The 12,875-nt window shown below is 61.2% G+C and carries 8 protein-coding genes; 1 reads left to right on the forward strand and 7 read right to left on the reverse strand.

All coding sequences use genetic code 11. The features are described 5' to 3' along the window. Positions 1-14 precede the first annotated feature (14 nt). From ACLD1Y_RS18805 to ACLD1Y_RS18825, 5 genes are all read right to left on the reverse strand, one after another. Entirely contained in the window at positions 15-1,631 is a 1,617-nt protein-coding gene (locus tag ACLD1Y_RS18805) for a J domain-containing protein (protein ID WP_429479341.1), read from the reverse strand. Positions 1,632-1,643: 12 nt separating this feature from the next. Then, the gene (locus ACLD1Y_RS18810) at positions 1,644-3,341 is read right to left on the reverse strand and encodes a molecular chaperone HscC (RefSeq protein ID WP_429479342.1); all 1,698 of its coding nucleotides are present in this window, start codon (positions 3,339-3,341) and stop codon (positions 1,644-1,646) included. Between the two features lie 288 nt (positions 3,342-3,629). Beyond that, positions 3,630-5,087: an AdeC/AdeK/OprM family multidrug efflux complex outer membrane factor gene (gene adeC, locus ACLD1Y_RS18815; protein ID WP_429479343.1), complete on the reverse strand. Its 1,458-nt coding sequence runs from the start codon at positions 5,085-5,087 to the stop codon at positions 3,630-3,632. Beyond that, the gene (locus tag ACLD1Y_RS18820) at positions 5,084-8,245 is read right to left on the reverse strand and encodes an efflux RND transporter permease subunit (RefSeq protein ID WP_429479344.1); all 3,162 of its coding nucleotides are present in this window, start codon (positions 8,243-8,245) and stop codon (positions 5,084-5,086) included. Before ACLD1Y_RS18820 ends, adeC begins: the two co-directional genes overlap by 4 nt. Positions 8,246-8,248: 3 nt before the next feature. Next, a complete protein-coding gene (locus ACLD1Y_RS18825; RefSeq protein WP_429479345.1) occupies positions 8,249-9,397 on the reverse strand; it encodes an efflux RND transporter periplasmic adaptor subunit in 1,149 nt (382 codons plus the stop codon). A gap of 287 nt (positions 9,398-9,684) precedes the next feature. On the opposite strand from ACLD1Y_RS18825, the gene ACLD1Y_RS18830 reads away from it, so the two are divergent. Further along, positions 9,685-10,317, forward strand: coding sequence for a TetR family transcriptional regulator (locus ACLD1Y_RS18830; protein WP_429479346.1), 633 nt, complete (start codon positions 9,685-9,687; stop codon positions 10,315-10,317). Between the two features lie 303 nt (positions 10,318-10,620). On the opposite strand, the gene ACLD1Y_RS18835 is transcribed toward ACLD1Y_RS18830, so the two are convergent. Further along, positions 10,621-11,676 (reverse strand): alkene reductase, encoded by a 1,056-nt coding sequence (locus tag ACLD1Y_RS18835; RefSeq protein ID WP_429479347.1) that lies wholly within the window; start codon positions 11,674-11,676, stop codon positions 10,621-10,623. A gap of 28 nt (positions 11,677-11,704) precedes the next feature. Further along, the gene (locus ACLD1Y_RS18840; protein WP_429479348.1) at positions 11,705-12,871 is read right to left on the reverse strand and encodes an MFS transporter; all 1,167 of its coding nucleotides are present in this window, start codon (positions 12,869-12,871) and stop codon (positions 11,705-11,707) included. Positions 12,872-12,875 lie beyond the last annotated feature (4 nt).

The raw sequence follows: 12,875 nt of genomic DNA on the forward strand, positions 1-12,875 counted from the left end.
GCAGGGGGACTTGCTCAAGATTTTTGCAGCATCAGTTGGGTCCAGGGAAAGGCTGGCAAGTAATGCTGAGCTGCAACAATCACCCCCACCATCACCACCAGGAACGCCGCTTGCAACGGGCTCCAGAACGCCCAGTGCAAACCGTTCAGCCACGGGTACCCTTGGCTGAATTTATGGCTGATGTGGCCGATGCGTTTTGTGTGCAGCAGGTTGATCGCCAGCGCGCCAGCATAGGTGACCATGCCCAGTACACCCAGCATCAGCCCGCAGGCCACCAGCATGAGCGCCTGGGGCACGCCGTGGCGGATCACCAGCCAATACTTGTTGGGGTTAATGCGTTTGGGGATCAGGTACTGGCTTAGCCACAGGTCGGGTACCCGGTAGGTCGAGCTTATGCTGGCCCAGAACTGGGTGATGCGAAACGCGATCCCGGCCGGGATAAACGCCGCGACCATAAAGATAAACGTCGAATGCAAATCCAGCCTGCCGGGTGGCGTGTGGATCATGCTCAGGCCGATCCCCAGGGCGAACACGGCCCATACGCGAATAAACACCTGGGTATAAATCGGTCGCGGGACAAATTTGCGCCAGAAGAACGCATCGGGATTTGGCAGCCGTTCAAGCAGGTGCGGGTAGCGCCAGGTCAGGACTTCGCCCAGGTGCTGGCAGGCGTTCCATTCGTTCTCGCCAAAGCCGTCGATGAGGCGTTTTTGTTGGCTGGCCGACATCGGCGTGAGCAACAGGCGGGCGGCCTGGGCATCGGCAGGCGGGTGGCGCATCTCTTGGGCTTTGTCTTGCAGGTTGGCGTAGAAGCTCTCTTGCTCGCAGCGCGAGACCAGTTCACGCCACATCCAGGCGGGCTCCGGGAACACACCCTTCTGGTCGTCCCAACCGAACGCCTGGCACACGCGCTCGAACAGCGCCACGCTCCAAGTGGTTTCGTGCAGCAGTTGCAGCACGATGCGTTGCCACTGTTGCTGCAAGTCGAACACCCGCAGCCAGGGTTGGTTGCTGTACTGCGTGAGTTGGGTGATGAACTCGCGTTCGGCCTTTTGTTCCAGCAGCTCCTGCAAGGTGCGGCGGTAGTCCTGCAACAGTTCGCCGGTCAGTGCATCGTGCTGCCACGGGGTCATGGTCACCTGTTGCCAGGGCGTCAGCCATTCCAGGTGCTGCACGGCCCAGCTCGCGATTGCGCAGCGCTCGCCCGGGTTGTCGAAGCAGTGGCGCAACAGGCCGCTTTGAAACGCTTCGGTGCAGCCTTGTTGTTGCGCCTGGGCCCAACGTTTGTCGAGGTTGTGGGCGACAAGCCCATTGAGCAGTGCCTGGGCCGGGTCGGCCTTGGGTGCTTCGAACGGCGCCGGCTGCAGGGTGCTGACGTCCATCAGCTCGGCCAGGTCGTTGAGGTTGCCGTAGGCCTGTTCGGCCACGGGGGCTTGAACGGTGGTGTCCTCTTCTTCCCAGTCCGCTCGCCAGCGTGAATAGGCCAGTGCCTCTTCATAGGCTTCGCGCAGGCGCTGGAAGCCTTCAGCGTCGTCGTCCGGACGGCAGCTTTTGAGCAGCTTGGCGTAGGTGCGCTTGATGGTGCGCTCGTCGGCTTCTTCCGGCAGTTGCAGTACGGTCCAACAGTCCATGTGGTTTTTCCCTTAGCGCCAGAACCCGTTGTCGAGTTGCTCAAGTTGGCGGGTCAATTCGCTGCGGGCGTCGCGGATGCGGCGTTCGTCCTGGGTGTCGAGCACCTGCTGGAACTGCCCGGCCCAGTGGCCAAGTTGCTCGCGCAGTTCGCCCAGGCTTTCCTGGTAGAGCCGCTCAAGGCGGGCAGTGAGCACGGTGTTGACCTGCTGGTCGCGGGGGTGAACCTTCAACTGGGCCAGGGCTTGCAGGCGTTGCTGGATCTCGTCCGGGCTGAGCACCCCGGGGTTGTTCTCGATCACCAGCGAGTGTTGCTCGCCAGTCAGCGGGATATTCACCTGGGCTTCCAACAGGCCGTTGTTGTCGTAGGTGAAGCGCACGTCCAGCGAGACCTCACCGGCCTTGCGCTTGGGCACGGCGATGTCCAGTTGGCCCAGCTCGATGTTGTCCTTCACCAGGCGGCTTTCGCCCTGATAGATCTTGAGCAGCACCTGGCTCTGGTTGTCGTGCAGGGTGACCACGCTCTTGACCCGGCTCACCGGCACGCTGCTGTTGCGTTCGATCAACGGCAGGTAGTGGCCGCTTTCGATATGGCCACCGTACTGGTTCGAGGTTTCGATGCCCAGGGTGTAGGGGCATACGTCGGTCAGCACGACTTCTTCCAGCGCCGCCGAACGGGCCTTGAGTGCGGCCTGGATCGCGGCACCGTGGGCCACCACCTGGTCCGGGTCGAGGCTGATGGACGGGAAGCGCCCGAATAAGCCCGCAGCGAGTTTGCGTACCAGTGGCATACGCGTGGTGCCGCCTACCAAGAGGATTTCATCCAGGTCGCCGACCCGAATTCGCGCATCCCGCAGGGCGCGTTCGATGGGTGCGCGCAGGCGTTCCAAGAGCGGGGTGTAGAGCTTGGCCAGTTCTTGTTGGGTGATGGTCTTGACCCATTGCTGGCCGTCTACCCGCAGGGCGAAGTCGGCGCTGTCGTCCTGTCCTAGGGCTTTGCGTACCCGTTCGGCTTCACGGCGCAGGGCTTGCAGCACACTGCTGGTGGGTGGGAAGCCTTGGGCGTTGCGCTGGCTGTCGACGAAGTGTTCCAGCAGTAGGGTGTCGAAGTCTTCGCCACCGAGGAAGTTGTCGCCAGCGCTGGCACGCACCTCCATGACGCCGTCGAACAGCTCGATGATCGACACGTCAAAGGTGCCGCCGCCGAGGTCGAACACCAGAAACGAGGTTTCTTTATCACGCTGGTGCAGGCCGTAGGCGAGGGCAGCGGCGGTGGGTTCGTTGATCAGTTTTTCAACGTTCAGCCCGGCCAGTTCGCCAGCGATGCGCGTGGCTTTGCGTTGGCCGTCGCTGAAATAGGCGGGCACGCTGATCACGGCTTCGGTGACGGTCTGGCCGTAGGTGCGTTCGATATCTTCCTTGAGGCTTTTGAGCACCAAGGCGGAGAGTTCTTCGGGCCGGAACGACTTATCGCCCAAGCGCACTTCGGTGGCACTGCCCATGTAGCGCTTGAATAGCGATGTTGTCAGGTGCGGGTGGGTGTGCAGGCGCTCCTTGGCGGCTTGGCCTACCAGGATGCGGCCTTGGTCATCCAGGCCGACCACGCTGGGTGTCAGTAAATGGCCAAGGGCATTGGGCACCAATTCGGCGGCATCACCGCGCCATACCGCTGCGAGACTGTTGGTGGTCCCCAGGTCGATTCCTACGATCATTACGACAAGCTCCCTCTGTGGTCTGTAAGAATCTGTGACCAATTTTATCCTGAAAGGTTGAGCGAAATGCAAGGTGACGGGTTTAAAGCGTGGCATGCCACAGATCCAATGTGGGAGGGGGCTTGCCCCCGATTGCGGTGGGTCAGTCAATCTATTTATCAATGATCCACCGTCATCGGGGCAAGCCCCCTCCCACATTGGATAGTGTTGTCAGATAAAGGGCATAAAAAAACCGCTTCCGGTGAGGGAAGCGGTTTTGTCTACAACGGCACTGCTTTTACAACAGCATCAGAACAACTTCAGCGCCGGTGCTTCTTCTTTCAACGGCTCGTTCTTCGCGGTCTGCTCGCTCCAGCCACCGCCGAGGGCCTTGTACAGGTTGACCTCGCTGGTGAGCTGCGCCAGGCGGTCGGTGATCAGCGATTGCTGGGCACTGAACAGTTGGCGCTGGGCGTCGAGGAAGGTCAGGTTGCTGTCCACGCCAATGCGGTAGCGACGCTCGGCCAGGCGGTAGTAATCCTGGTTGGCGGCGACGAAACCACGTTGGGCTTCCAGTTGCTGCTTGTAGGTCTCCCGCGCGGCGAGGCCGTCGGAGACTTCCTGGAAGCCGGTCTGGATGGCCTTCTCGTAGGTCGCCACGTTGATCTCTTTCTGGATCTTCGCGTAGTCCAGGCTGGCGCGCAGGCTGCCGGCGTTGAAGATCGGGATGTTGATCTGCGGGGCGAACGCCCAGGTACCCGAGCCGCCTTTGAACAGGCCGCCCAGGGTTGGGCTGGCGGTACCGGCACTGGCCGTCAGGCTGATGCTCGGGAAGAACGCCGCACGGGCCGCGCCGATATTGGCGTTGGCCGCCTTGAGGTTGTACTCGGCCTGCATGATGTCGGGACGACGTTGCAGCAGGTCCGATGGCAACCCGGCCGGCACGTCGCTGAGCAGGTTATCCGACAGCGGCTGGCTGGCGATATTCGCCGGCAGCCCGGAGCCCAGCAGCAGGGTCAGGCTGTTTTCGTCCTGGGCCACTTGGCGGGTATAGCGCGCCAGGGCGACCCGGGCGTTTTCCACTGAGGTGCGGGCCTGGCTGAGGTCGAGGGCCGAGGCCACGCCGACTTCGTTGCTGCGCGAGGTCAGCTTGAAGCTCTGCTCGTAGGCACCCAGGGTGTCCTGGGTGAGCTTGAGCAGCTCTTTGTCGGCCTGCCAGGTCAGGTAGGCGTTGGCCACGCTGGCCACCAGGCTGATCTGGGTGCTGCGCCGTGCTTCTTCAGTGGCGAAGTACTTTTGCAGCGCCTCTTCACTCAAGCTGCGCACGCGGCCGAACAGGTCCAACTCATACGAACTGATGCCAAGGCCAGCCGAGTATTGGCTGGCGATGGTCGATTCGCCGGTGCTCGACAGCTTGGCCGGGGTACGCGAACGGCTGCCGCTACCCGTGGCCGATACGGCCGGGAACAGGTCGGCACGCTGGATCTGGTACTGCGCCGCGTAGGCGTCGATGTTCAGGGCCGCGACACGCAGGTCGCGGTTGTTCACCAGCGCGGTCTGGATCAGCTGTTGCAGGGCAGGGTCGTGGAAAAACTGCTTCCAGCCCTGCTCGACGGCAGCCTGGCTCGGCGCCTGGTCCGACGAATACGCCGGCCCCTGCGGGAACTGTGCGGCCACCGGCGCCTCAGGGCGCTGATAGTCAGGTATCAGCGAGCAGCCACTGAGCACGAATGCCGTGACGGCTAAGGAAAGGAGCGACTTGCTCATAGGCCAGCCTCTTTATGGGTTTCAGTAGGTTCAGTCTTTTTGCGCTCGCCAGCAGCGGACACGGTCGCGAAGAACAGTGGCACCCAGAAGATCGCCAAGACAGTGGCCGTGATCATACCGCCAATTACGCCAGTACCAATTGCGTGTTGGCTGCCGGAGCCGGCGCCGGTGGAGATCGCCAGCGGCAGTACGCCGAGGACGAACGCCATGGAGGTCATGATGATCGGGCGCAGACGCATCCGTGAAGCCTCGATGGCCGACTCGACGATGCCCTTGCCTTGTTCATGCAGCTCTTTGGCGAACTCCACGATAAGAATGGCGTTTTTCGCCGCCAAGCCCACCGTCACCAACAGGCCTACCTGGAAGAACACGTCGTTGGACAAGCCGCGCAGGCTGGTGGCCATCAACGCACCCACCACGCCCAGCGGTACCACGAGCAGTACGGCAATCGGGATCGACCAGCTTTCGTACAGTGCCGCCAGGCAGAGGAACACCACCAACAGCGACAAGGCGTACAGCGCAGGTGCCTGGGAGCCCGACAGGCGTTCTTCGTACGACAGACCGGTCCAGGCATAGCCGACACCCGCCGGCAATTGCTTGGCGATGCGTTCGACTTCGGCCATGGCGTCACCGGTGCTGTAGCCCGGCGCCGGAGTACCGAGGATTTCCATCGCCGCTACACCGTTGTAGCGCGAGAGTTTCGGCGAACCGAAGATCCACTTGCCCGAGGAAATGGCCGACATGGGCACCATTTTCCCGGAGTCGCTGCGCACGAACCACTTGTCCAGGTCTTCCGGGGACATGCGGCCAGCGGCCTCGCCCTGTACGTACACCTTCTTCACCCGACCACGGTCGATGAAGTCGTTGACGTAGCTGCCACCCAAGGCAATCGCCAGGGTCTGGTTGATGCTGGACAGGGTGATGCCCTGGGCACTGGCCTTCTCGTCGTCGACGGTGAGCTCGTACTGCGGCTCATCGTTCACGCCGTTGGGGCGCACACCTGCCAGGATCTTGCTTTGCGCTGCCATGCCAAGGAACTGGTTGCGCGCTTCCATCAGCTTGTCGTGGCCGACGCCGCCCTGGTCTTGCAGGAACACGTCGAAACCGGTGGCGTTACCCAGCTCCAGAACCGAAGGTGGCACGATGGCAAAGACCATGGCGTCCTTGAAGGCCCCAAAGAAGTAACCCTGGGCACGCTTGGCCACTTCGAATACCGACATGCTCGAATCGCGTTCGTCCCATGGCTTGAGCATCACGAAGGCCAGGCCCGAACTTTGGCCACGGCCGGCGAAGTTGAAGCCGTTGACGGTAAACACCGACTTCACGGCCTTGCCTTCGCCAGGCTCGCCTTCTTTGTCGTGGAGCAGGAAGGCACGCATGTCGTCGATGACTTTTTGTGTACGTTCAGCCGACGAACCGACTGGGGTCTGGACCTGGGCAAAGATTACGCCCTGGTCTTCCTCAGGCAGGAATGCGCTTGGAATACGGGTGAACAGCCAGATCATGCCAACCACGACCAGCAGGTACACGAAGAAGGCAGGAAACTTGTGCTTGATCATGTTGCCCACGCCGCGCTCGTAGCTGACAACGCCACGGTCGAAGGTGCGGTTGAACCAGCCGAAGAAACCACGCTTGGGTTGGCCGTGCTTTTCCGGGTCGATCGGCTTGAGCATGGTGGCGCACAAGGCCGGGGTGAAGATCAGGGCAACCAGTACCGACAACGCCATGGCCGAAACGATGGTGATGGAGAACTGTTTGTAGATCACACCGGTGGAGCCGCCGAAGAACGCCATTGGCAGCAATACTGCCGACAGCACCAGGGCAATACCCACCAGGGCACCCTGGATCTGGCCCATGGACTTGACCGTCGCCTCTTTAGGCGACAGGTGTTCCTCGGCCATCACCCGCTCGACGTTTTCCACCACGACGATGGCGTCGTCCACCAGCAAGCCGATGGCCAGGATCATGCCGAACATGGTCAAGGTGTTGATGGTAAAACCGAACGCCGCCAGGATCCCGAAGGTCCCCAGCAATACCACCGGTACGGTCATGGTGGTGATGATGGTGGCGCGGAAGTTCTGCAGGAACAGGAACATCACCAGGAATACCAGCACGATCGCTTCGATCAGGGTGTGGACCACACCGGAGATCGACTCGGTCACCACTGGGGTGGTGTCATACGGCACCACCGCCTTCATGCCTGGCGGGAAAAACGGTTCCAGGGACGCCACGGTGGCGCGGATGGCCTTGGCGGTGTCCAGGGCGTTGGCGCCCGATGCCAGCTTGATCGCCATGCCCGAAGCCGGCTTGCCGTTGAACTGTGCACTGATGCTGTAGTTCTGGCCGCCCAGTTCGATGCGCGCGATGTCACGCAGGCGAACCTGCGAGCCGTCGGCGTTCACTTTCATGAGGATCTTGCCGAACTCTTCGGCGGTTTGCAGACGGGTCTTGCCGATGATGGTGGCGTTCAGTTGGGTGCCGGGCAGGGCAGGCAGGCCGCCCAATTGACCGGTCGCTACCTGGACGTTCTGGGCGGCGATGGCGGTGCTGACGTCTACCGGGGTCAACTGGTAGTTGTTCAGCTTGGCCGGGTCGAGCCAGATACGCATGGCGTACTGGGAACCGAACACCTGGAAGTCACCCACACCCGCAGTACGGGAGATCGGGTCCTGGATGTTGGAGACGATGTAGTTGGACAGGTCGTCCTTGGTCATGCTGCCGTCTTCCGACACCAGACCGATCACCATCAGGAAGTTCTTCACCGACTTGGTCACGCGGATACCCTGCTGCTGCACTTCTTGCGGCAGCAGTGGGGTCGCCAGGTTCAGCTTGTTCTGCACCTGAACCTGGGCGATGTCCGGGTTGGTACCCTGGTTGAACGTCGCGGTGATGGTCATGCTGCCGTCGGAGTTACTGTCCGAGGCGACATAACGCAGGTTGTCGATACCGTTGAGCTGTTGCTCGATCACCTGTACCACGGTGTCCTGCACGGTTTGTGCAGACGCGCCTGGGTAGGTCACCTGGATATCAATGGCGGTTGGCGCAATGGCCGGGTATTGGTTGATGGGCAACTTCAGGATCGACAATGCCCCGACCAGCATGATCACCAGGGCAATTACCCAGGCGAAAATGGGACGGTCGATAAAAAATTTCGACATGAATTACTCCCCTTTGCCCGTAGTGGCAGCAGGAGCAGCAACCGTTCCAGCAGGCTTGGCGTTATCGGCGTCCTTGACCTGGACTTCGATGCCCGGCTTGATGAATTGCAGGCCTTCGGTGATCACGCGGTCACCCGGGTTCAGGCCCTTTTCCACCAGCCAGTAGGCGCCGGACGTGCGGTTGGCCACCAGGGTGCGTTGCTCGACCTTGTTGTCCTTGTTCACCACCAGCGCGGTCGGGATGCCCTTGATATCACGGGTCACGCCTTGCTGCGGTGCCAGGATGGCCTTGCTGTTCACACCGGCTTGCAACTGGGCGTGGACGAACATGCCGGGCAGCAGGGTGTGGTCAGGGTTGGGGAACACGGCGCGCAGGGTCACGGAGCCGGTGGTCTGGTCAACCGAGACTTCGGAGAACTCCAGTTTGCCTTCCTGGCTGTAGTCGCTGCCATCTTCCAGGGTCAACTTGACCTTGGCGGCATTGGCGCCGGCTTTTTCCAGCTGGCCGCTTTCCAGGTCGCGGCGCAGTTTCAGCATTTCGGCCGAAGACTGCGTAACGTCGACGTAGATCGGGTCCAGTTGCTGGATCACGGCCATGGAGTCGGTCTGGCCATTGCTGACCAGCGCGCCTTCGGTCACCGAAGAACGACCGATACGCCCGGAGATCGGTGCGTACACCTTGGTGTAGCGCACGTTGATCTGGGCGGTTTGCACGTTGGCTTCGGCCGTCATGCGGTTGGCGACGGCGGTGTCGTATTCCTGACGGCTCACCGCTTGTTCATCGACCAACTGCTTGTAGCGGTCGGAGATGGACTTGGTCTGCGTCAGGCTGGCCTGTGCGCTTTTGAGGGTGGCGTCATACACCGACGGGTCGATCTGGTAGAGCTGTTGCCCTTCCTTCACGTCGCCGCCTTCCTTGAACAGGCGCTTGAGAATGATGCCGTTGACCTGAGGGCGCACTTCCGCGATGCGAAAGGCCGTGGTGCGGCCCGGCAACTCGGAGGTCAGGGTAAAGGCTTGGGGTTGAATGGTAACCACGCCGACCTGAGGGGTTTGAGCGGGCGGAGCCGCTTCTTCCTTTTTACATCCGCTGAGCAGCGATGCCAGGGCGACGGCAGTGACCAGAGCGGTAACAGCTGGCTTAAGTTGCATGAAGATCCTCGGGTCAGGCGCGCAGAGTGCGCACAAGCAGTGTGGAAGGTTTAAAAATAAACGGCATGTAGATAAGTAGCTTGCTACGCAATATACTTACGTTCATGGTTGTTTGTAAACTCTTGACAGGCTTCGCGAAATGTTGACAAAGCAACGCCCGAAGCCTCGATTCCATTACGTTCGGCACCCATGACGGTGCCGTCCCACAAAATATTCGGATGATCGTCTACCGCTGTTAATTCTGCGTTAACGATAGTCTCTAGTGTCCTGATTGAGGTTTTACTGCCATGGTTCGTCGCACCAAAGAGGAAGCTCAGGAAACGCGCAGCCAAATTCTTGATGCCGCCGAGCACGCTTTTTATGAGCGCGGCGTTGCGCGGACCACGCTGGCGGACATCGCCGCGTTGGCGGGCGTGACGCGAGGCGCCATTTACTGGCATTTCAGTAACAAATCCGATTTGCTCCAGGCCTTGCTCGACACGCTGCACGAGCCGCTGGACGACTTGGCCCGGGCCGGTGAAAGCGAGGATGAACTCGACCCATTGGGCTGTATGCGCAAACTGCTGATTCGTTTGTTTCATCAAGTGGCCCTGGACCCGAAAACCCGACGCATCAACGAGATCCTGTTTCATAAGTGCGAATTCACCGATGAAATGTGCGACATGCGCCGCCAACGCCAGACCCATACCCTGGAGTGCAACCTGCGCATCGGCCTGACCCTGCGTAACGCTGTGCATCGCGGGCAATTGCCGGAAAACCTCGACACCTCCCGTGGTGCGGTGTGCATTCATGCCTACATCAACGGGCTGGTGGGCCAGTGGCTGCTGATCCCCGACAGCTTCCAATTGCATCAGGACGCCGAACGCTGGGTAGATGCAGGGCTCGACATGCTGCGCCTGAGCCCTAGCCTGCGCAATTAAGACAAAATGCGTAATTGCATCAGGTTGTGTCAACAGTTAAGCCTAAGGATGGTCAATCGTCCTTCTGGCTTATTTGTGGGGTGACTTTATATACGGGCTCGCAGAGGGTTGATACGTAGCCGGCTAAGTATTTTGTAGGGATTTTGTTGCAGGGGTGTGAAGTAGTGTTTCCCTTCTGATTTGCACAAATCTAAATGTGGGAGGGGGCTTGCTCCCGATAGCGGTGTGTCAGTCAATGCATGTGCTGACTGAACCACTGCTATCGGGAGCAAGCCCCCTCCCACATTTGATTGTTGTCCTGCTTTAGATCGCCAGCGTCGGATAGTCGATGTAGCCAACCGGACCCTTGCTGTAGAACGTATCCGGACGCGGATCATTCAGCGGCGCATCGGCCTTCAAACGCGCCGGCAAATCCGGGTTGGCAATGAACGGCACACCAAAGGCCACTGCATCCGCCTTGCCGTCAGCCAGCCACGCATTGGCGCTGTCCTTGGTGAAACGCTCGTTGGCGATATACGCACCGCCGAAGGCTTTCTTCAACTGCGGGCCGAGGCTGTCAGCGCCTTCCTTCTCGCGCGAGCAGATAAACGCAATGCCACGCTTGCCCAACTCACTGGCCACGTAGGTAAAGGTTTCTGCCAGGTTGTCGTCGCCCATGTCATGGGAATCGGCACGCGGTGCCAGGTGCACACCCACACGGCCGGCGCCCCAGATTTCGATGGCCGCGTCGGTCACTTCCAGCAGCAGGCGGGCACGGTTTTCCAGGGAGCCGCCGTAGTTGTCGGTGCGCTGGTTGGTGCTGCTTTGCAGGAACTGGTCCAGCAGGTAGCCGTTGGCACCGTGGATCTCCACGCCGTCAAAGCCTGCGGCCTTGGCGTTTTCGGCACCGGTGCGGTAGGCGTCGACGATGTCGGCGATTTCCGCGGTTTCCAGGGCGCGCGGGGTCGGGTAGTCGGCCAGCGGGCGCACCAGGCTGACGTGGCCTTTAGGCTGGATCGCGCTCGGCGCCACCGGGGTTTCGCCGTTCAGGTACGACTCATGGGAGATACGGCCGACGTGCCACAGTTGCAGGAAGATCTTGCCGCCCGCGCCGTGAATCGCCTTGGTCACGTTGGCCCAGCCGCGCACCTGGTCGTTGGACCAGATACCCGGAGTGTCCGGGTAGCCCACGCCCAACGGCGTCACGGAGGTGGCTTCACTGAGGATCAGCCCGGCGGAAGCACGTTGCACGTAGTACTCGGCCATCAGCGCGTTGGGTACGCGGCCGGCGTCGGCGCGGCAGCGGGTCAGCGGCGCCATGATGATGCGGTTGGACAGTTCCAGGTCGCCCAGTTTGATCGGATCGAAAATAGTCGTCATGGGAAAACACCTTTCTCTTTGAAGTTGATCAGTTGGTCGCAGGGGCCAGGTCGGCATTGCCGCCCTGACGGAATGTAATCAGGGTCACCAGCAGCGCCAGAATCGCCAGGGCGCCAGCGGCCAACGGCACGCTGGTCAAGCCAAAACCGTGGGCAATCACCGTGCCGCCGACCCAGGCGCCGAGGGCGTTGCCGATGTTGAAGGCGCCGATGTTCAGGGTGGACACCAGGTTCGGCGCAGCCTTGCCGAAGGTCACCACGTTGATCTGCAGCGCAGGCACGGCGGCAAATGCAGCGGTGGCCCACAGGAATAGGGTGATTTCGGTGGGGATCAGCGCAACGCTGGTCCAACTGAGCGCGGTGGAAATCACCGCCATGCTGATAAATACGCCGATCAAGGTAGCGGCCAGGCGCTTGTCCGCCAGCTTGCCGCCGATGATATTGCCCAGGGTCAGGCCCAGGCCGATCAGCAGCAGAGTCCAGGTCACGCCGTTGGGCGACACGCCCGTCACATCGCCCAGCAGCGGTGCGACGTAGGTGAAGAGGGTGAACATCGACGCGGAGAACAGCGCGGTCATGGTCAACGACAACCAGATACCTGCACCCTTGAGTGCGGCCAGTTCGGCGCGCATGTCGAGTTTTTCTTCATCGCGCTTGGCCGGCAGGAAGCGGATCAAACCGATCAGCGCCACCACACCAATCACCGTCACCGCCCAGAAGGTCGAGCGCCAGCCCGCAGCTTGGCCTAGTGCGGTGCCCAATGGCACGCCAAGTACATTGGCCAGGGTCAAACCGGTGAGCATCAAGGCCACGGCCGACGCGCGCTTGTTGGCCGGCACCAGGTTGGCGGCGACCACGGAGCCGATCCCGAAGAACGCACCGTGGCACAGCGCAGTGACCACACGCGCAAACATCAGCACGTTGTAGTCGCTGGCCAGGGCACAAAGCAGGTTGCCGACAATAAAGATGCCCATCAACGCTACCAGGGCGGCCTTGCGTGGCAGCTTGGCGGTGGCCAGTGCCATGAAGGGCGCGCCGATGGCCACGCCCAGGGCGTAGCCGGTCACCAGCCAGCCCGCGCCGGGGATCGACACGCCGAGGTCCGCCGCCACATCGGGCAGCAAGCCCATGATGACGAACTCGGTGGTGCCGATGGCGAAGGCGCTGAGGGCCAGTATGAGTAGCGAGAGGGGCATTGGG

Origin of the sequence: Pseudomonas sp. 18175, from assembly GCF_050432925.1 — a bacterium.
GTDB lineage: Bacteria > Pseudomonadota > Gammaproteobacteria > Pseudomonadales > Pseudomonadaceae > Aquipseudomonas.